Here is an 18,598-nt window from a genome sequence, read left to right on the forward strand (position 1 = left end):
GCGGTTCACCACGGGACCGTGGTGAACCGCGTGGGGCGGGTCAGATCAGGCCCTGGGCCTCGGTGAGGACGCTGCGCAGGATCTGCTCGATCTCGTCGAAGTGCGACTGGTCGGCGATCAGCGGCGGCGCGAGCTGGATGACCGGGTCGCCCCGGTCGTCGGCGCGGCAGTACAGGCCGTTGTCGAACAGCGCCCGCGACAGGAACCCGCGCAGCAGCTTCTCGGACTCGACGTCGTCGAAGGTCTCCTTGGTCGCCTTGTCCTTGACGAGCTCGATGCCGTAGAAGTAGCCGTCGCCGCGGACGTCGCCGACCAGGTCGAGGTCGAGCAGCTTCTCGAGCGTCGAGCGGAACGCCCCCTCGTTGCGCAGCACGTGCCCGTTGAGGTCCTCGCGCTCGAAGATGTCGAGGTTGGCCATCGCGACGGCTGCCGAGACGGGGTGGCCGCCGAACGTGTAGCCGTGCGCGAACGACGCGTTGCCCTTCAGGAACGGCTCCATCAGCCGGTCGGACGCGATCATGGCGCCCAGCGGCGAGTACCCGGACGTGAGCCCCTTGGCGCACGTGATGATGTCGGGCTGGTAGCCGAACTTGGTCGCGCCGAACATCTCGCCGAGTCGTCCGAACGCGCAGATGACCTCGTCGGAGACCAGCAGGACGTCGTGCTCGTCGCAGATCTCGCGGACGCGCTCGAAGTACCCCGGCGGGGGCGGGAAGCATCCGCCCGAGTTCTGGACGGGCTCGAGGAAGACCGCCGCGACGGTGTCGGCGCCCTCGGCGAGGATCGCGTCCTCGATGCGGTTCGCGGCCCAGCGCCCGAACGCCAGCTGCTGCTCCTTCTCGTCGGAGAAGCCGCCGAGCGACTCGTCGGGGGCGCGGTAGAAGTTGGTGTTGGGGACGTGCGACGTCGACGGCACGAGCGGCTCGAACATCGACTTCATCGCCGGGATGCCGGTGATCGACAGGGCTCCGTGCGGCGTCCCGTGGTACGCGACCTGACGGCTGACGACCTTGGTCTTGGTGGGCTTGCCCGTCAGCTTGAAGTACTGCTTGGCCAGCTTCCACGCCGTCTCGACGGCCTCGCCGCCGCCCGTCGTGAAGAACACGCGGTTGAGGTCGCCCGGCGCGTACGCGGCGATGCGCTCGGCGAGACGGATCGCGTGGGGGTGCGCGAACGTCCACAGGGGGAAGAACGCGAGCTCCTTGGCCTGCTTGGCGGCGGCCTCGGCGAGCTCCTCGCGACCGTGACCTGCCTGGACGACGAACAGCCCGGCCAGCCCGTCGAGGTACTTGCGACCCTGGGCGTCCCAGATGTGCATGCCGTCGCCCTTGACGATGATCGGGATGTCGTGGGTGTCGTCGTAGCTCCCGTGACGCGAGAAGTGCATCCACAGGTGCCGCTTGCCGGCCTCCTGCAGGTGGTCGTGGTCGTCGATGCTCATGGCCCCATTGTCAGGGGCGCAACGCATCGAAGACAAGGGATTTCGTGGTGTCATCCAATGTTTACTTCGGAATCCGTTGTTCAGTCGCGGTGACTGCGCTTGGATGGGAGGCTCACGGGGACGTGCGAGGAGGGGTGGGATGGAGCGCTGCGACACCGTCGTGGTCGGGGCCGGGGTCGCGGGCCTGACGGCGGCCCGTCTGCTGGCGCGCGCGGGCCGGCGCGTCGTGGTGCTCGAGGCACGCGACCGCACCGGTGGACGGCTGTGGACCGATCGGACGGACGGCTCGGTCACCGACCTCGGCGCGTCCTGGATCCACGGCGTCACCGACAGCCCGGTGGCAGCCGCGGCCGAAGCCTTCGGCATGCGCCCGACCGAGCTCACGGTCGGCGGCTACCAGCCCGACAGCCGTCCGATCGCGTACTACGGACCGGACGGTCGGCGGTTGTCGGACGCCGCGACGAGGCGCTTCGTCGACGACGTCCACGCCGTCGACTCCCTGCTGCCCGCGGTGGTCGCGGGGTCGGCGCCGGACGCCTCGTACGCCGACGTCACCGAGCAGGTGCTCGCCGCGACGGGGTGGGACGCCGAGCGCACCGAGCGCGTGCGCGAGTACCTGCGCCACCGCTCGGAGGAGCAGTACGGCGTGTGGATCGACGACCTCGCCGCCCACGGCCTCGACGACGACCAGATCGACGGCGACGAGGTCGTCTTCGCCGACGGGTACGACCGGATGACCGAGCACCTGGCGGCGGGCCTCGACGTCCGCCTCGAGCACGTCGTGTCGCGCATCGAGTGGGGCGACGCCGGCGTGACCGTCAGCGGCGCGTTCGGGACGGTGGCGGCCGGGACCGCCGTGGTCACGGTGCCGGTGGGCGTGCTGCGCGGCGACGACCTCACGATCGAGCCGGCGCTGCCGGAGCCCGTCGCCGGCGCGCTCGACCGCCTCGCGATGAACGCCTTCGAGAAGATCGTGCTGCGGTTCCCGACGGCGTTCTGGGACGACGACGTCTACGCGATCCGGCAGCAGGGGCCGCAGGGGCGGTGGTGGCACTCCTGGTACGACCTGACCCGGCTGCACGGCACACCGACGCTCCTGACGTTCGCAGCGGGTCCGGCCGCCCGCGAGACGCTCGACTGGGACGAGGCCGACGTCGTCGAGTCGGTGCTCGCGCAGCTGCGACGCCTGTTCGGCGACCGGGTCGAGCGGCCGACGTCCGTCCACGTCACGCGCTGGCAGGACGACCCGTTCGCGCGCGGGTCGTACGCGTACATGACGGTCGGCTCGACGACGTCCGACCACGACGACCTCGCGACGCCCGTGGGCGGCGTGCTGCACCTGGCGGGCGAGGCGACGTGGACCGACGACCCGGCGACCGTCACGGCGGCCCTGTGCTCGGGCCATCGCGCCGCGGTCGCCGTGCTGGGGCGCGACGTGCCGATCGAGGACGCCTGGGCGTCGCTGCCGGGCTGACTCAGGCGGGCACGTGGTCGATGCCGGCGGCGCGGCACACGTACGTCCACACCGACCGGCGCGCGTCGGGGTCGTCGGCCCTGCCCGGCAGGAAGTACGTCGAGCGCGGACGGCGGTCGCTCCAGAAGCGTCCGCTCGTGCGGGTCGCGAGGGGTGACGCCGTGAGCCACACGATCGTGTCGGCGCCCTGCTCGGCGGTCCGCAGGATCGGTCCGATGACCTTGGCGAACCGCGGCATCGACTCCGTGACGCCCGGGGTGTCGGCCCAGCCCGGGTGCATGCTGTGCACGACGATGCCGTCGGCGGAGTACCGCTTGGCCATCAGCTCGGTCATCGTGACCTGGATGCGCTTGGTGCGCGCGTACGCGCGGATGCCCTCGTAGCGCCCGCGCCGGTACTCGATGTCGTCGCCGATCGAGGCGTCGAGGGGGGCCGAGTACATGCCGCCCGACGACACGATCACGACGCGCGGCGCCTCGGCGGCTGCCAGCGTCTCGCGCAGCAGCTCGGTCAGCAGGAGCGGTCCGATCGCGTGGGTCGCGAGCGCGAGCTCGTGGCCCTGGTCGGTCTCGGTGCGCTCGGGCGGCATGACGCCGGCGTCGTGGACGATCGCGTGCAGGGCCCCGACGTCCTTGGTCAGGGCCGCGGCGTAGGCGCGGACCGAGTCGAGGTCGCTGACGTCGCAGACCTCCTCGACGAGCTGCGCGTCGGGCACGTCGCGGCGGACCAGGTCGGCGGAGTCGCGCAGGCGATCGGCGTCGCGGCCGACGAGGTGGACGGTGGCGCCCAGACGGGCGATGCCGGTCGCGGCGGCGCGTCCGAGGCCGCTGCTGCCGCCCGTCACGACGACGTGGCGGCCGACCAGGGCCTGCGGGTCGGGGTCGTCGGCCCACCAGCGACGGCGCAGCGCCGGGCCGATCGCCGAGTAGCCGCCGATGAGGGACTTGTCGAGGACGGTGTCGACGACGGACGTCAGGGGAGAGGCCATGCCCCCACGGTAGGCGGGGACGAAAGCAGATGCATCGTCACCGGCATGTGGTCACGACGCCTCATGGTCGCGAGGCATCAGGTTTCGTCCAGCCCCGGGCGAGGAAGAGGCGCACGAGCTGGTCGCCGACCTCCGCCCTCTGGCGTCGCACGGAGAACGACGAGAACGCGAGCAGGCGCCGTCCTCCGATGACGATCTCGTTCGCGCGGGTCAGGTCGGTGCTCCACTGCTCGGCCTCCAGGTGACCCACGCCGTGCACCTCGACGGCGATGTCCCACTCGTCCCACGTCGCATCGAGGTAGAAGCGGCCGTCAGAGCCCTTCGCCCTCGCCTGACGGGTGGGAGCGGGCAGGCCCACCGACCGGCGGACGTCGTCGAAGTCGCGCTCGGGCAACGACTGGATGCCGCCGACGGCGTCGAGGACCGACTCGACGATGAGGGCGCGCCGACGGCACGGTCCACGACGCTGCAGTGCCTCCCGCACGGTGCGGGCCGACACGAGGCCCTGCTGGAGCGCGGCGATGACGTAGGTGCGTGCCGCCCGGTCGCTGGGCGCCCAGCTCGCGGCGTCGACGAGCGACCGAGCCGTGCGAGTGCGGCGTGGTTCGTGGGTCGGGTGCACGTCCTCGTGGTCGAGTCGCGTCGACCAGTGGAAGACGGCGTCGTGCTGGGGGCGCCGGGCACCTTCGGGCAGCACGACCCAGGTCGTGGTCTGCCCGAAGCCCTTCAGGCGATCCCGTTCGAGTGCCGTCAGGCCACCCAGCGCGGACGCCGGTGGTGCGAGGCACAGCGCCAGCTCCTGCTGCTCGCGTCGGTCGAGCTCGCGGTTGTGCGTGACGACGACACCTCGGGCGGGCCGGCGCCACTGGCCGCGCCGCACGCGCCACCGGACGGTGGCGGCGCCGAAGGCCGTGTCGGCCTCCGCGCTCCGGAACACGGTTCTCATGGCGCGATGCTGGCGCGGGCCCCCACCCGACCGCGCCCCTCGTCGTCCCGCCTGAGGACATCTGACGACCCGCGGGGCCCTGTGGACCCACGAAACCTGATGCATCGTCACCGGTATGTGGTCGTGATGCATCAGCTCTCGTCGGCTAGAGCAGGCCGGCCTCGTGCATCGCGATCGCGACCTGGACGCGGTTGGTCGCGCCGAGCTTGGTGAACAGGTGCGAGATGTGCGCCTTCACGGTCGCGACGCTCATGTGCAGCGAGACGGCGATCTCGGCGTTCGACGCGCCGCGGCCGATCGCCACCGCGACCTCGCGCTCGCGGTCGGTCAGGCACGCGACGCGCTCGAGGGCCTGCCCCGCGCGCACGTCGGGCACGGCGTCGGTCACCTGACGGATCAGCTGCTCGGTGATCGCGGGCGACAGCATCGGCTCGCCGGCGACGACCCGCGCGACGGCATCGACGATGTCGGCGGGCGGCGTGTCCTTCAGGAGGAAGCCGTTGGCGCCCGCCGCGAGCGCCCGGACGACGTACTCGTCGGCGTCGAACGTCGTCAGCACGATGACCTTCGGCGCGTCGGGCAGCGCGACGAGCGCGGCGGTCGCGGCGATGCCGTCCATGACCGGCATGCGGATGTCCATCAGGACGAGGTCGATGCCCCCGGCCCGCACGCGGCGCACCGCCTCCTGGCCGTCCGAGGCCTCGCCGACGACGTCGATCGTGGAGGAGCCGCCCAGGATCATCGCCAGCCCGGCCCGCACGAGCGCGTCGTCGTCGGCGAGCAGCACCCGGATCGGTGCGTCCGTGCCCGGCCCCGCTCCCGTCACGTCGGCCACGGCAGCCACGTCTCGAGCACGAACTCGGCAGCGGGGGAGACCTCGTGCGTCAGGGTGCCGCCCGCCAGCTCGGCCCGTTCGGCCAGCCCTGCGAGCCCGAGCCCCGACCGGGGGGCCGACGCGACCGGCTCGCCGACGCGCAACGGGTTGCGCACCTCGATCGTCAGGCCGTCGGCGGGACCGCCCGTGAGCGTCACCGACACCAGCGTGTCGGCGGCGTGCTTGCGGGCGTTGGTCAGCCCCTCCTGGACGACCCGGTACGCCGTGCGGCCCAGGGCGTCGGGGACGTCGGCCAGCTCGACCCCGACCCACAGGTCGACGCGCGTGCCCGAGGCGCGCGCCTCGTCGACCAGCGCCCGCAGGTCGCTCGCCGACGGCTGCGGACGCTCCGGGGCCGAGTCGCCGGGGCCGTCGCGCAGCACGCCCAGCACCTCGCGCAGCTCGACCATCGCGCGGTGCGAGTTGTCCTGGATGATCCCGGCCGTCGTGCGCACCTCGTCGCGGCTGAGGTCGTCGCGGTACGCCAGCGCACCCGCGTGCATCGTGACGAGCGAGATGCGGTGGGCCAGGACGTCGTGCATCTCGCGGGCGATGCGCGAGCGCTCGGCGGTGCGCGCCTGCGCGACGCGCGAGGCCTGCTCGACCTCGGCGGTCTCGGCGCGCTCGCGCAGCGTCGCGATGAGCTCGCGACGCGACCCGATGAACATGCCCCACGCGACGGTGGCGGCGACGACCACCGCGACGAACGGGATCGTGAACGCGAAGTCCTGCGTGCTGACGGGGTTCATGCGCTCGAGCGCGAGCCCGGCCACCAGACCGAGCGCCGCGACGGGCAGGACCTCGCGCCACCGGCGCCGCGTCGCGAGGGAGACGAGGGCCAGCGTCGCGGGCCCGCCCGACGACCACGAGACGACCGTGACGGCGTTGACGACCACGGCGACCGCGAACGGGTGCCGGCGCCGCCAGGCCAGCAGGACCAGCGAGAACACGCCGAGGCCCAGGTCGGTCCAGAACCACCAGCGCCGGTGGTCCCACTGCCACGGGGCGATCTCGAACCAGGAGATCGCCGAGATCGCGACGACGAGGACGTACCGCCACGCATGATTCCACCAGCGCAGGGGCGGCTGGTACGTCACGGAGGGCACCACCCAAGGCTAGGGGCGCGGTGTCCCGTCCACAGCAGCAGAAGGTCTGCGCCGTCTCATACTTTCGGCTAGCGCGACATGGTCCCCGGGTGGATGACTCCGGGCTCCCGGTGCCCCAGAGTGGAGGCATGATCACAGTTGACCGTCTCACCAAGACCTACGGTGCGTACCGCGCCGTCGACGACGTGTCGTTCACGTGCCGCCCCGGAGCCGTCACCGGCTTCCTCGGCCCGAACGGTGCCGGCAAGTCGACGACGATGCGCATCATCGCCGGCCTCACGCCCGCCACGTCCGGCACCGCGCACGTCAGCGGTGTCAACTACCTCGACATCCCCAACCCGGGCACGCAGATCGGCGTCCTGCTCGACGCCTCGGCCCAGCACGCGGGCCGCACCGGCCGCGAGATCCTGATGCTGAGCGCGCTCACGATGGGCCTGCCCACGTCGCGCGTCGACCAGATGCTCGAGCTCGTCAGCCTGACGCCGGCCGAGTCCAAGCGCCGCGTCAAGAACTACTCGCTCGGCATGCGCCAGCGGCTCGGCATCGCCAACGCGCTGATGGGCGATCCCAAGATCCTGATGCTCGACGAGCCGGCCAACGGCCTCGACCCCGCCGGCATCCACTGGATGCGCAGCCTGCTGCGCGACTACGCCAACCGCGGCGGCACGGTCCTGCTGTCGTCGCACCTGCTGCACGAGATCGAGGTCATCGCCGACGAGATCATCGTCATCGGCCAGGGCAAGATCGTCGCCGAGGGCACCAAGGCCGAGCTGCTGCAGACCGCCGGCACGTTCGTCAAGGCCGGTGACGCCTCGGCGCTGGCCAACGCGCTGACCGCGGCCGGCATCTCGTCCGGTCCGTCCGGCGACGGGGGACTGCGCACCGAGACCGACCCGGCCACGGTCGGCAAGGCCGCCGCGGCAGCCGGCGTCGCGCTCGTCGAGCTGCGCCCCGCCGACGGCGCCGGCCTGGAGGAGATGTTCCTCCAGCTGACGTCGACCACCCAGCGCGAAGGAGCCTCCTCATGAGCACGACCACCGCACCCGTCACGATCGACACGAGCCGTCCGGGAGTTCCCCTGGGCCGTCTGGTCAAGGTCGAGCTCCGCAAGATGTTCAACACCCGGTCGGGCTTCTGGCTCATGATGAGCATCGCGATCGTGGCCCTGCTGGCGACGATCGGCTGCATCCTGTTCGTGCCGGACGACCAGCTCGAGTACGCGGTGTTCGCCGGGGCGATCGGCTTCCCGATGGCGCTGCTGCTGCCGGTCATCGCGATCCTGTCGGTCACGGGCGAGTGGAGCCAGCGCACGGGTCTGATCACGTTCACGCTGGTGCCGCACCGTGGCAGCGTCATCGCGGCCAAGGCGATCGCAGCCGTCATCGTCGGCGTCGTCGGCATGTCGGTCGCGCTGCTGATCGGCGTCGTCGGCAACCTCGCGGCCGCCGCGATCAACGGCGTCGACGTCGTCTGGAACTTCGGCGCGTCCGACGTCATCGGCCTGCTGGTCGCGAACGTCCTGGGCCTGCTCGTCGGCTTCATGCTCGGCGTCCTGATCCGCAACACCCCCGGCGCGATCGTCGGGTACGTCGTGTACTCGTTCCTGCTGCCGGTGATCTTCCAGCTCCTGGCGAGCCTGCAGGAGTGGTTCAGCGACCTGCGTCCGTGGGTCGACTTCAACTTCTCGCAGGCGCCGCTGCTCGACGGCAACGGACCCTCCGGCGAGGAGTGGGCCCAGCTGGGCACCTCGGGCCTGATCTGGCTCATCATCCCGATGAGCGTGGGCGTCTGGGCGGTGCTCCGCTCCGAGGTCAAGTAGACCCCGGCGACACAGACCTCCGGGGCGCGAGGCGGCGACAGGACATCTCCGCCGGGCGTCCCGGACAGCCGGCCCGGCCGGTGACGGTGGCGGCGTGCTCCTGAGCACGTCGCCACTCGTCGTCGGCGGACGGTCGCACGCCAGCCGGGTGCCACAATGGCCCCATGCGCACGCGTGTGGCCGTCCTCGGCTCGACCGGATCGATCGGCACCCAGGCCCTCGAGGTCGTCGCCGCCAACCCCGACCGGTTCGAGGTCGTGGCGCTCGCCGCGGGCGGGGCCAACCCGCGGCTGCTCGCCGAGCAGGCGATCGCCTTCGACGTCCCGCTGGTGGGGGTCGCCCGCGCCAGCGCCGCCGAGGACGTCCAGCTCGCGCTGTACGCCGAGGCGCAGCGCAACGGCTACGCCCATGGCGACCACCGCGTGCCGCGCCTGCTGGCGGGCCCCGACGCGGCCAGCCAGATCGCGCGCACGCCGTGCGACGTCGTGCTCAACGGCATGACGGGAGCCGTCGGCCTGCTGCCCACGCTCGCTGCGCTCGAGACCGGCACGACGCTCGCGCTGGCCAACAAGGAGTCGCTGATCATCGGCGGATCGCTCGTGATCGACGCCGCCGCCCCCGGGCAGCTCGTCCCGGTCGACTCCGAGCACTCGGCGCTGGCGCAGGCGATGCGCGGCGAGAGGCCCGACGACGTCCGCCGGCTGGTCGTCACGGCCAGCGGCGGTCCGTTCCGCGGACGCACGCGGGCCGAGCTGGCCGACGTCACGCCCGAGCAGGCCATGGCCCACCCGACGTGGGACATGGGCCCGGTCATCACGATCAACTCCGCGACCCTCGTCAACAAGGGCCTCGAGGTCATCGAGGCGCACCTGCTGTTCGGCATCGGCTTCGACCGCATCGAGGTCGTGGTGCACCCGCCGTCGATCGTCCACTCGATGGTCGAGTTCGTCGACGGCGCCACGATGCTGCAGGCGTCGCCGCCCGACATGAAGCTACCGATCGCGCTGGGGCTGTCGTGGCCCGACCGCGTCCCGGACGCCGCGGCCGGCTGCGACTGGTCCAGCCCCGCGACGTGGGAGTTCTTCCCCCTCGACGAGGAGGCCTTCCCGGCCGTCTCCCTCGCGCGGCGCGCCGGCGAGTTCGGTCGCACGGGTCCGGCGGTCTTCAACGCCGCCAACGAGGTGTGCGTCGAGGCGTTCGTCGACGGACGGTTGGACTTCCTCGGCATAGTGGACACGGTGGGCGCAGTCCTCGACGAGCACGTCTCCGACCCGGACGCCGCCCGCCAGGAGATGAGCCTCGACGGCGTGCTGGGCGCCGACGCGTGGGCCCGCGAGCGGGCCGGAGAACTGGTGGGACAGAGATGATGAACGCACTGATCTACACGCTCGGTGTGGTCGTGTTCGTGATCGGCGTGGTGCTGTCGATCGCGCTGCACGAGATGGGCCACATGTACCCGGCCAAGAAGTTCGGGATCAAGGTCACGCAGTTCTTCGTCGGCTTCGGCAACACGGTGTGGTCGACCAAGCGGGGCGAGACCGAGTACGGCTTCAAGAGCATCCCGCTCGGCGGCTACGTCAAGCTCGTCGGCATGCTGCCGCCCGCCAAGGACGCCGATCCGCACGAGGTGCGCACGACCAACACCGGCCTGTTCACGCAGCTGATCTCCGACGCCCGCAACGCCGAGTACGAGCACGTCGAGGACCGAGACCTCGACCGGCTGTTCTACCGCAGGCCGTGGTGGCAGAAGCTCATCGTCATGGCCGGCGGGCCCATGGTGAACATCGTGATCGCGGTGTTCCTGTTCGCGGTCGTGTTCATGGGCTTCGGGGCCATGACGCCCACGACGACGGTCCAGGCCGTCTCCGACTGCGCCATCACCGACGCCGAGGCAGGTCGCACCTGCACGTCGTCCGATCCCGAGACGCCCGCGAGCAAGGCCGGCCTCGAGGCCGGCGACCGCATCACGGCCTTCAACGGCAAGCCGATCGACGACTGGGACGAGCTGTCCCAGATCATCCGCGCCAACGGCTCGCGCGAGGCGACGATCGACTACGTCCGCGACGGGCGCACCCTGAGCGCGACGGTCGCGACGTCGGTGCTGGCCCGCGCCGACCTCGACGACCCCACCAAGACCGTCGAGGTCGGCTTCCTGGGCGTCCAGCCGACCCAGGAGATGCAGCGCCAGGGGCCCGTCTACGTCGCGCAGGTGATGGGCGACTACGTCGAGGGCACCGCGAAGGCGATCTGGCACCTGCCCGTCCGCATGGTCGACGTCACGAAGGCCGCCTTCGGCGCCGACCGCGATCCCGAGGGGCCCATCAGCGTCGTCGGCGCGAGCCGCGTCGCGGGGGAGTCGTTCACGATCGACGACCCGACGTGGGCCGAGCGGGCCCAGCGGGTGCTGGTGCTCCTCGCGGGCCTCAACCTCTTCCTCGCGATGTTCAACTTCATCCCGCTGCTGCCGCTCGACGGCGGGCACATCGCCGGGGCCCTGTGGGAGGCCGTGCGGCGCGGCGTCGCGAAGCTGCGCGGGGCCCCCGATCCGGGCTACGTCGACGTCGCGAAGATGCTGCCCGTCGCGTACGCCATGGGTGCGCTCCTTATGCTGATGAGTGTGATCCTGATCTACGCAGACATCGTCAACCCGGTATCGCTCTCATGACCGAGCGCCAGCGAGGGAATCATCAGGTGCTCATGACGACGCCGTCGTTCGGTGCTCTTCTCAGGACGGTGGAGTCATGACAGATCTCGGTCTGCCCGCCATGCCGCCGCCGGTGCTCGCGCCGCGCCGCAAGACCCGCAAGATCAAGGTCGGCTCGGTCGACGTCGGCGGCGACGCCCCGGTGTCGGTGCAGTCGATGACGACGACCCTGACGTCCGACGTCAACACGACGCTGCAGCAGATCGCCGAGCTCACCGCCGCGGGCTGCGACATCGTCCGTGTCGCGTGCCCGAGCCAGGACGACGCCGACGCGCTGCCCGAGATCGCCCGGCACTCCAACATCCCGGTCATCGCCGACATCCACTTCCAGCCCAAGTACGTGTTCGCCGCGATCGACGCCGGCTGCGCCGCCGTCCGCGTCAACCCGGGCAACATCCGCAAGTTCGACGACCAGGTCGGCGCGATCGCCCGCGCGGCCAAGGACGCCGGCACGTCGATCCGCATCGGCGTCAACGCCGGCTCGCTCGACAAGCGCATCTTCGACAAGTACGGCTCCGCGACGCCCGAGGCGCTCGTCGAGTCCGCGGTGTGGGAGGCGTCCCTGTTCGAGGAGCACGACTTCCACGACTTCAAGATCTCGGTCAAGCACAACGACCCCGTCATCATGGTGCGGGCGTACGAGCTGCTGTCGGAGGCCGGCGACTGGCCGCTGCACCTCGGCGTCACCGAGGCCGGCCCCGCCTTCCAGGGCACGATCAAGAGCTCCGTCGCGTTCGGCTCGCTGCTCAGCAAGGGCATCGGCGACACGATCCGCGTCTCGCTGTCGGCTCCTCCCGTCGAGGAGGTCAAGGTCGGCATCCAGATCCTGCAGTCGCTCAACCTGCGTCCCCGCAAGCTCGAGATCGTGTCGTGCCCGTCGTGCGGACGCGCGCAGGTCGACGTCTACACGCTGGCCGAGCAGGTGACGGCGGGCCTCGAGGGCATGGAGGTGCCGCTGCGCGTCGCCGTCATGGGCTGCGTCGTCAACGGTCCCGGCGAGGCGCGCGAGGCCGACCTCGGCGTCGCGTCCGGCAACGGCAAGGGCCAGATCTTCGTCAAGGGCGAGGTCATCAAGACCGTCCCCGAGGCCAAGATCGTCGAGACCCTGATCGAGGAGGCCCTGCGCCTCGCCGAGGACATGGAGCCCGTCGAGGGCGGCTCGGCCTCGGTCTCGATCAGCTGAGGCCCGCCGGCCACGTCCCGGACGGACTCGGCAGCGTCGGCGCCACCGGTGCGCCGTAGGCTGTCAGGACCGCGTCGGGACAGGGGAGGAAGAGTGCTGAAGACCACGCCGCACCTCCGTGCCCTGACGCCCGACGACCTGCCCGAGCTGCACGGGCTGCTCGATCGCGACCCCCTGGTGAACCTGTTCGTGCGCAACCGGGTCGACGCGACCCGGCTGCAGGCCCGCTGGCTGGGCGGGCAGGTGTGGGGCTACTTCGAGGACGACGTGCTGGTGTCGGCCTGCCACGCGGGTGCCAACGTCGTCCCGGTGCAGGCGACGCGCAAGGCGCTCGCGGCCTTCGCCGAGCGGGTGCTGGCCGACAACGTCCGCCCGTCCTCGATCGTGGGCCTGCGCGACGCCGTCCTGCCGTTCTGGGAGATGCTCGAGCCGCGCTGGGGCCCCGCACGGTCGCCGCGGCTGTCGCAGCCGTTCATGACCCTGCGGCGTGACAGCCGGGTCGCCCCCGACCCGCGGGTGCGTCCCGTGCTGATCGACGAGTTCGACGTGCTCTACCCGGCGAGCGTCGCGATGTTCACCGAGGAGGTCGGCGTCGACCCCGAGGTCGGCAACCGGACGGGCTACCGGGCCCGTGTCGCCCAGCTCATCTCGCAGGGGTGGTCGTTCGCGATCATCGAGGACGGCCGGGTGCTGTTCAAGACCGAGGTCGGGGCCGCGACGACCGAGGCGTGCCAGCTGCAGGGCGTCTACATCCACCCCGAGCTGCGCGGGCGCGGTCTGGCCGTCCCCGCCATGGCCGCGGTCGTGCAGCAGGTGCGGCGCACCGTGGCGCCGGTCGTCACGCTGTACGTCAACGACCACAACACCGCGGCGCGGCGCACGTACGAGCGGGTCGGCTTCGAGCACACCGCGACGTTCGCGTCGGTCCTGCTCTGAGCCCACGCACCGGGCCCGGGGCTAGGGTGCGTGCATGACTCGCGACATCACCATCATGGGCGGCGCCTTCATCGGCATGGGCCTCCTGCACTTCGTCAGGCCCGCCCCGTTCGAGAACATCGTCCCGAAGGCGCTGCCCCGCAAGAAGGAGCTCGTGTACGCGTCGGGCGTCGTCGAGATCGCGACCGGCGCGATGATGCTGCACCCGCGCACGCGTCGCCTGGGCGGACTCGGCGCCGTGGGCCTGCTTGCGGGCGTGTTCCCCGCGAACCTGCAGATGACGGCCGACGCGCTGCGCAGCTCGCGGGCCCCCGGCTACTACAAGGTCGGCACGGTCCTGCGCCTCCCGCTGCAGGCGCCGATGATCCGCGTCGCGCTGAGGGCCGCCCGCGCCTGACGTCCGCCGCGAGGGGGGCCGATAGGCTCGCGGCATGCGCATGACCAAGCTCTTCCTCCGCACGCTCCGCGACGACCCCGCCGACGCCGAGGTGCCCAGCCACAAGCTCCTGGTGCGGGCCGGCTACGTCCGTCGCGTGGCCCCCGGCATCTACTCGTGGCTGCCGCTGGGCCTGAAGGTGCTCGCCAAGGTCGAGCGGATCATCCGCGAGGAGATGGGCGAGATCGGCTCCCAGGAGGTGCGGTTCCCCGCGCTGCTCCCGCGCGAGCCCTACGAGGCGTCGAACCGCTGGACGGAGTACGGCCCCAACCTCTTCCGGCTCAAGGACCGTCGCGGCAACGACATGCTGCTCGGGCCCACGCACGAGGAGATGTTCGCGCTGCTGGTCAAGGACCTCTACTCGTCCTACAAGGACCTGCCGCTGAGCCTGTTCCAGATCCAGACCAAGTACCGGGACGAGGCGCGCCCCCGCGCCGGCATCCTGCGCGGTCGCGAGTTCATCATGAAGGACTCGTACTCGTTCGACGTCGACGACGCGGGCCTCGAGGCGTCCTACCAGGCGCACCGGGCGGCGTACGTCCGCATCTTCGACCGGCTGGGCTTCGAGTACGTCATCGTGCACGCCGACTCGGGCGCAATGGGCGGCTCGGCGAGCGAGGAGTTCCTCGCCGTCTCCGAGACGGGGGAGGACACGTTCGTCCGCTCGCCGGGCGGCTACGCCGCGAACGTCGAGGCGGTCACGACGATCGCGCCCGATCCCGTCCCGTTCGACGGCCTGCCGGCCGCGCACGCCGAGCAGACCCCCGACACCCCCACGATCGCGACGCTCGTGACGCACCTCGACGACGCGTTCCCGCGTGACGACCGGCCGTGGCAGGCGTCCGACACGCTCAAGAACGTGCTGGTCGTCCTGCGCCACCCCGACGGCACGCGCGAGCCGCTCGCGATCGGGGTGCCCGGTGACCGCGAGGTCGACGCCAAGCGTCTCGAGGCCGCGGTGTCGCCGGCCGAGGTCGAGCCGTTCGACGAGAAGGACTTCGCGGCCCACCCCGCGCTCGTGAAGGGGTACATCGGACCCGGCGTGCTCGGCGCCGAGAGCGAGTCCGGCATCCGCTACCTGACCGACCCGCGGGTCGTCGACGGCACCCGGTGGGTCACGGGCGCCAATCAGCAGGGCTCGCACGTCATCGACCTGGTCGCGGGCCGTGACTTCACCTCCGACGGCACGATCGAGGCCGCCGAGGTGCGCGCCGGCGACCCCGCTCCCGACGGCTCCGGCCCGCTCGAGCTCGCCCGCGGCATCGAGATGGGACACATCTTCCAGCTCGGCCGCAAGTACGCCGAGGTGCTCGACCTGAAGGTGCTCGACGAGAACGGCAAGCTCGTGACGGTCACGATGGGCTCGTACGGCGTCGGTGTGTCACGGGCCGTCGCCGCCGTGGCCGAGTACGCGCACGACGACGCGGGCCTGGTGTGGCCCAAGGAGCTCGCGCCGTTCGACGTCCACCTGATCGTCGCCGGCAAGGACGAGTCGGTCGTCGCGGGCGCCGAGCAGGTCTACGCCGATCTCGTCGGCGAGGGCTTCGACGTGCTGTTCGACGACCGCCCCGGCAAGGTCTCGCTGGGCGTCAAGTTCAAGGACGCCGAGCTCGTGGGCGTCCCGACGATCGTGGTCGTCGGCAAGGGCTTCGTCGACGGCGTCGTCGAGGTCAAGGACCGCGCGACGGGCGAGCGTCAGGACGTCGCCCTCGGCGATCTCGTGGCGGCACTGCGCGCCTGAGCCGGGTCAGGGCAGGCCGGGGAAGGCCGTCGGGGCCGCACCCCAGACCTGGGCCGCCAGGGCGGACGTCCGCAGGGCCGTGACGGCCAGCTCGCGGACGTCGCCCTCGGCCGTCCCCGCCAGGGTCAGCACGGCCGCGCACACGCGGTCCTCGAGCGACCGGGACGCCGCGCGCGCCTCGTCGGCGGTCGTGAGGGGCCCGACGGCGTAGCCGAGGGCCGCCGAGACGGGCTCGACGCCGCGGGTGCGCAGGCGGACCACCAGGTCGTCGCGGACGTCGCGGTGCGCCTCGAACGACGTCGTCGCGCGGTCGCGCAGCGCGTCGAGGCGGGCCCCGACGACGGGGTAGAGCCAGACGGCCTCGTGCTCGAGCGCGAGCCAGGCCTGCAGCGCCTCGGTCGGCGTCATCGCAGGCCCCTCACGGCCCGCACGCCCTGCGCGTGACCGGCCGACATCGACGCGAGCACCCGCACCAGCGCCGGCGACCCCGCGGCGAGGGCGTCGCGCCGACGGTCCGTGCGGGCCGCGTCGAGCGCCGTCGCCAGGGCGTCGACGGCGGCCGCGACGTCGGCCGGGGGAGCGGGGGACGCAGGAGGCGTGGCCCCGCCCAGCGCGGCCAGCTGCTCGCGCACGATCGCGGCCACGGGGTCCAACGCCAGCTCGGGGTGCGCGGCAGCCGTCGACTCGACGCCCGCCAGCAGGGCCGCCGTCGCCGTCGCCGCGCGCCGCAGGATGCGGGTGTCGCCCGGATCGGGCTCGGGCCTCGGGTCGAGGCCGACCGCGTCGGCGACGTCGTCCAGACGTCCCGTGGCCTCGGCCGCGACCAGGAGCCCGCCGGCACCCACCACGGCGACACCCGTGCCGATCAGCACGCGGCGAGTCATCACCCCGGCAGGCTATCCGACGCCCGGGAGGCCCCCGCACGTCGCGACGTCCGGAGCACCCTCCGCCACCCGATAGGGTGGAGCGACGCATCACGGCCGGAGGACATCACCCGGCCGACAACCGAAGACGGAGGACGTACCATGACGGACAGTCTGGAGACCCTCGTCGAGAGCACCGTGACGTCGCTGGGGCTCGACCTCGAAGCCCTCGACCTCACCCCCGCCGGCAACAAGCGCGTCCTGCGCATCGCGGTCGACCGCGACGGCGGGGTCGGCATCGACCACATCACCGACGCGACCCGCGCCCTGTCCGAGGTGCTCGACTCCTCGGACGTCATGGGCGAGCAGCCCTACACGCTCGAGGTCACCTCGCGGGGCGTCGACCGTCCGCTCACGCTGCCGCGCCACTGGCGTCGCAACGAGGGCCGCCTGGTCCGCCTGCGGCTGGCGGGCGACGACGTCGTGGACGAGACCTCGGTCGACGGACGCATCGGTGCCAGCGACGACACCGGCGTCGAGATCGTCGGACGCTCGACGACCCGCTACGCCTACACCGACATCACCTCAGCGCTCGTGCAGGTCGAGCTCAACCGGAAGGACGCCTGATGGACATCGACATGGCCGCCCTGCGCGCCCTCGAGCGCGAGAAGGAGATCCCCTTCGCGGCGATCTGCGAGGCGATCGAGACCGCGCTGCTCTCGGCGTACCACAAGACGGGCGTCGCGAAGCAGCACGCGCGTGTCGAGCTCGACCGGACGTCCGGCCACGTGACGGTCTGGGCCAAGGAGCGCATCGAGGTGCCTCCTGCCCCCGAGCCCGCCGAGGGCGAGGAGCCCGCGCCGCGCCCCGAGCCGTCGTTCACGCCCGAGTTCGACGACACGCCGGACGACTTCGGCCGGTTCGCGGCGACGATCGCCCGCCAGCTCATCATGCAGAAGATCCGCGACGCCGAGGACGAGTCGAAGTACGGCGAGTTCTCCGGCAAGGTCGGCGACATCGTGTCGGGCGTCATCCAGCAGGGTCGCAACCCGCAGGACGTCATGCTCGACCTGGGTCGCGTCGAGGCCGTCCTGACCGGCACCGAGCGCGTCCCGGAGGAGAAGTACGCCCACGGCGAGCGCCTGAAGGCGTACGTGTACGAGGTCGAGAAGGGCCTGCGGGGGCCGCGCGTCAAGGTCTCGCGCACCCACCCCAACCTCGTCAAGCTGCTGTTCGCGCTCGAGGTGCCCGAGATCGCCGACGGCTCGGTCGAGATCTTCGCGATCGCCCGCGAGGCCGGCCACCGCACCAAGATCGCGGTGCGCGCCAACGTCGCCGGCGTCAACGCCAAGGGCTCCTGCATCGGTCCGATGGGCCAGCGCGTGCGCAACGTCATGCACGAGCTGCACGGCGAGAAGATCGACATCGTCGACTTCAGCGACGACCCGGCCGAGTTCATCGGCCACGCGCTGTCGCCGTCGCAGGTCCGCAGCGTCACGATCGTCGACGAGTCGACCCGGTCGGCGCGGGTCGTCGTCCCCGACTTCCAGCTGTCGCTCGCGATCGGCAAGGAGGGCCAGAACGCCCGGCTCGCCGCCAAGCTGACGGGGTGGCGCATCGACATCCGCTCCGACACCGAGGCGCCGCGCGCCGAGGCCGACTGACCGATGGCGCAACCGTCAGCCCAAACGGGTAGACTGGGTGAGGTCGTCCGGACGTGCATCGGTTGCAGGCAGCGTTCGGACAAGACCGATCTGGTGCGAGTCGTCGCAGTTCAGGGGCCCACGACAGTCGTCGTGACTCCCGATCCGCGCGGCGCGCTGCCGGGACGAGGGGCGCACCTGCACCCCACGGCCCGGTGCCTGGATCTGGCGACGCGCCGCAAGGCGTTCGGTCGGGCCCTTCGAGTCGAGGGGCCGCTCGACCTGGACGTCCTGAGATCCGTCGTGGCCGGTCCGGACACCACTGCATGACCACGAGGAGCGCAACAGCGTTCCCTGACCGAAATCGGAGCACTCGCTCATGTCACACATGAATGGCCTCGGCCGATGAGTACTGCGCGATGAGTACTGCGCAATGAGCACGTT

General features: G+C 71.7%; 19 protein-coding genes. 12 read left to right on the forward strand and 7 right to left on the reverse strand.

Going from position 1 to position 18,598, the window contains the following annotated elements:
• Positions 1-40 precede the first annotated feature (40 nt).
• Positions 41-1,441 (reverse strand): aspartate aminotransferase family protein, encoded by a 1,401-nt coding sequence (locus ASD10_RS09730; RefSeq protein WP_056607725.1) that lies wholly within the window; start codon positions 1,439-1,441, stop codon positions 41-43.
• 139 nt (positions 1,442-1,580) lie between these two features.
• On the opposite strand from ASD10_RS09730, the gene ASD10_RS09735 reads away from it, so the two are divergent.
• On the forward strand, positions 1,581-2,915 hold the full coding sequence (locus tag ASD10_RS09735; protein WP_056607727.1) for an NAD(P)/FAD-dependent oxidoreductase: 1,335 nt from the start codon (positions 1,581-1,583) through the stop codon (positions 2,913-2,915).
• Position 2,916: 1 nt separating this feature from the next.
• On the opposite strand, the gene ASD10_RS09740 is transcribed toward ASD10_RS09735, so the two are convergent.
• From ASD10_RS09740 to ASD10_RS18780, 4 genes are all read right to left on the reverse strand, one after another.
• Positions 2,917-3,903 carry an SDR family NAD(P)-dependent oxidoreductase gene (locus tag ASD10_RS09740; protein ID WP_056607729.1) on the reverse strand — a complete coding sequence of 329 codons (987 nt, stop codon included), beginning with the start codon at positions 3,901-3,903 and terminating at the stop codon, positions 2,917-2,919.
• Positions 3,904-3,964: 61 nt separating this feature from the next.
• Positions 3,965-4,849, reverse strand: coding sequence for a hypothetical protein (locus ASD10_RS09745; RefSeq protein ID WP_157432534.1), 885 nt, complete (start codon positions 4,847-4,849; stop codon positions 3,965-3,967).
• A gap of 145 nt (positions 4,850-4,994) precedes the next feature.
• A complete protein-coding gene (locus tag ASD10_RS18775; protein WP_255355127.1) occupies positions 4,995-5,684 on the reverse strand; it encodes a response regulator transcription factor in 690 nt (229 codons plus the stop codon).
• The gene (locus ASD10_RS18780) at positions 5,672-6,829 is read right to left on the reverse strand and encodes a sensor histidine kinase (protein WP_056610096.1); all 1,158 of its coding nucleotides are present in this window, start codon (positions 6,827-6,829) and stop codon (positions 5,672-5,674) included. Before ASD10_RS18780 ends, ASD10_RS18775 begins: the two co-directional genes overlap by 13 nt.
• A gap of 128 nt (positions 6,830-6,957) precedes the next feature.
• On the opposite strand from ASD10_RS18780, the gene ASD10_RS09760 reads away from it, so the two are divergent.
• From ASD10_RS09760 to ASD10_RS09795, 8 genes are all read left to right on the forward strand, one after another.
• Complete coding sequence (locus tag ASD10_RS09760) at positions 6,958-7,857, forward strand: ABC transporter ATP-binding protein (RefSeq protein WP_056607736.1); 900 nt, start codon at positions 6,958-6,960, stop codon at positions 7,855-7,857.
• On the forward strand, positions 7,854-8,648 hold the full coding sequence (locus tag ASD10_RS09765; protein WP_056607737.1) for an ABC transporter permease subunit: 795 nt from the start codon (positions 7,854-7,856) through the stop codon (positions 8,646-8,648). Before ASD10_RS09760 ends, ASD10_RS09765 begins: the two co-directional genes overlap by 4 nt.
• 164 nt (positions 8,649-8,812) lie before the next feature.
• Entirely contained in the window at positions 8,813-10,015 is a 1,203-nt protein-coding gene (dxr, locus tag ASD10_RS09770; RefSeq protein ID WP_056607738.1) for a 1-deoxy-D-xylulose-5-phosphate reductoisomerase, read from the forward strand.
• Positions 10,015-11,313, forward strand: a complete 1,299-nt coding sequence (locus tag ASD10_RS09775) for an RIP metalloprotease (protein ID WP_056607739.1) — start codon at positions 10,015-10,017, stop codon at positions 11,311-11,313. Before dxr ends, ASD10_RS09775 begins: the two co-directional genes overlap by 1 nt.
• 76 nt (positions 11,314-11,389) lie before the next feature.
• Complete coding sequence (gene ispG, locus ASD10_RS09780; RefSeq protein ID WP_056607741.1) at positions 11,390-12,535, forward strand: flavodoxin-dependent (E)-4-hydroxy-3-methylbut-2-enyl-diphosphate synthase; 1,146 nt, start codon at positions 11,390-11,392, stop codon at positions 12,533-12,535.
• Positions 12,536-12,628: 93 nt separating this feature from the next.
• Entirely contained in the window at positions 12,629-13,471 is an 843-nt protein-coding gene (locus ASD10_RS09785) for a GNAT family N-acetyltransferase (RefSeq protein WP_056607743.1), read from the forward strand.
• A 34-nt stretch (positions 13,472-13,505) separates the two neighbouring features.
• Positions 13,506-13,868, forward strand: a complete 363-nt coding sequence (locus tag ASD10_RS09790; RefSeq protein ID WP_056607745.1) for a hypothetical protein — start codon at positions 13,506-13,508, stop codon at positions 13,866-13,868.
• A gap of 40 nt (positions 13,869-13,908) precedes the next feature.
• A complete protein-coding gene (locus tag ASD10_RS09795) occupies positions 13,909-15,648 on the forward strand; it encodes a proline--tRNA ligase (RefSeq protein ID WP_200938317.1) in 1,740 nt (579 codons plus the stop codon).
• Between the two features lie 6 nt (positions 15,649-15,654).
• Here ASD10_RS09795 and ASD10_RS19040 read toward each other — a convergent pair whose 3' ends face one another.
• Positions 15,655-16,056, reverse strand: a complete 402-nt coding sequence (locus tag ASD10_RS19040; protein WP_056607749.1) for a ferritin-like domain-containing protein — start codon at positions 16,054-16,056, stop codon at positions 15,655-15,657.
• On the reverse strand, positions 16,053-16,535 hold the full coding sequence (locus ASD10_RS19045) for a hypothetical protein (RefSeq protein ID WP_162248839.1): 483 nt from the start codon (positions 16,533-16,535) through the stop codon (positions 16,053-16,055). Before ASD10_RS19045 ends, ASD10_RS19040 begins: the two co-directional genes overlap by 4 nt.
• A gap of 138 nt (positions 16,536-16,673) precedes the next feature.
• Between ASD10_RS19045 and rimP the strand changes: the two genes are divergently transcribed.
• From rimP to ASD10_RS18380, 3 genes are read left to right on the forward strand one after another with little or no spacing between them, the layout of a single operon-like run.
• Positions 16,674-17,138 carry a ribosome maturation factor RimP gene (gene rimP / locus ASD10_RS09810; RefSeq protein WP_056607751.1) on the forward strand — a complete coding sequence of 155 codons (465 nt, stop codon included), beginning with the start codon at positions 16,674-16,676 and terminating at the stop codon, positions 17,136-17,138.
• The gene (gene nusA, locus ASD10_RS09815; RefSeq protein ID WP_056607753.1) at positions 17,138-18,175 is read left to right on the forward strand and encodes a transcription termination factor NusA; all 1,038 of its coding nucleotides are present in this window, start codon (positions 17,138-17,140) and stop codon (positions 18,173-18,175) included. The genes rimP and nusA overlap by 1 nt, the downstream gene beginning before the upstream one ends.
• Before the next feature lie 3 nt (positions 18,176-18,178).
• On the forward strand, positions 18,179-18,484 hold the full coding sequence (locus ASD10_RS18380; RefSeq protein ID WP_082556129.1) for a YlxR family protein: 306 nt from the start codon (positions 18,179-18,181) through the stop codon (positions 18,482-18,484).
• The last annotated feature ends 114 nt before the right edge of the window (positions 18,485-18,598 follow it).

The organism is Aeromicrobium sp. Root472D3, assembly GCF_001426485.1.
Lineage (GTDB): Bacteria > Actinomycetota > Actinomycetes > Propionibacteriales > Nocardioidaceae > Aeromicrobium.

Coding starts and splice junctions, on each gene's coding strand:
- ASD10_RS09730 (WP_056607725.1), bottom strand. CDS start 1,441: ATGAGCATCGACGACCACGACCACCTGCAGGAGGCCGGCAAGCGGCAC.
- ASD10_RS09735 (WP_056607727.1), top strand. CDS start 1,581: ATGGAGCGCTGCGACACCGTCGTGGTCGGGGCCGGGGTCGCGGGCCTG.
- ASD10_RS09740 (WP_056607729.1), bottom strand. CDS start 3,903: ATGGCCTCTCCCCTGACGTCCGTCGTCGACACCGTCCTCGACAAGTCC.
- ASD10_RS09745 (WP_157432534.1), bottom strand. CDS start 4,849: ATGAGAACCGTGTTCCGGAGCGCGGAGGCCGACACGGCCTTCGGCGCC.
- ASD10_RS09760 (WP_056607736.1), top strand. CDS start 6,958: ATGATCACAGTTGACCGTCTCACCAAGACCTACGGTGCGTACCGCGCC.
- ASD10_RS09765 (WP_056607737.1), top strand. CDS start 7,854: ATGAGCACGACCACCGCACCCGTCACGATCGACACGAGCCGTCCGGGA.
- dxr (WP_056607738.1), top strand. CDS start 8,813: ATGCGCACGCGTGTGGCCGTCCTCGGCTCGACCGGATCGATCGGCACC.
- ASD10_RS09775 (WP_056607739.1), top strand. CDS start 10,015: ATGAACGCACTGATCTACACGCTCGGTGTGGTCGTGTTCGTGATCGGC.
- ispG (WP_056607741.1), top strand. CDS start 11,390: ATGACAGATCTCGGTCTGCCCGCCATGCCGCCGCCGGTGCTCGCGCCG.
- ASD10_RS09790 (WP_056607745.1), top strand. CDS start 13,506: ATGACTCGCGACATCACCATCATGGGCGGCGCCTTCATCGGCATGGGC.
- ASD10_RS09795 (WP_200938317.1), top strand. CDS start 13,909: ATGACCAAGCTCTTCCTCCGCACGCTCCGCGACGACCCCGCCGACGCC.
- ASD10_RS19040 (WP_056607749.1), bottom strand. CDS start 16,056: ATGACGCCGACCGAGGCGCTGCAGGCCTGGCTCGCGCTCGAGCACGAG.
- rimP (WP_056607751.1), top strand. CDS start 16,674: ATGACGGACAGTCTGGAGACCCTCGTCGAGAGCACCGTGACGTCGCTG.
- nusA (WP_056607753.1), top strand. CDS start 17,138: ATGGACATCGACATGGCCGCCCTGCGCGCCCTCGAGCGCGAGAAGGAG.
- ASD10_RS18380 (WP_082556129.1), top strand. CDS start 18,179: ATGGCGCAACCGTCAGCCCAAACGGGTAGACTGGGTGAGGTCGTCCGG.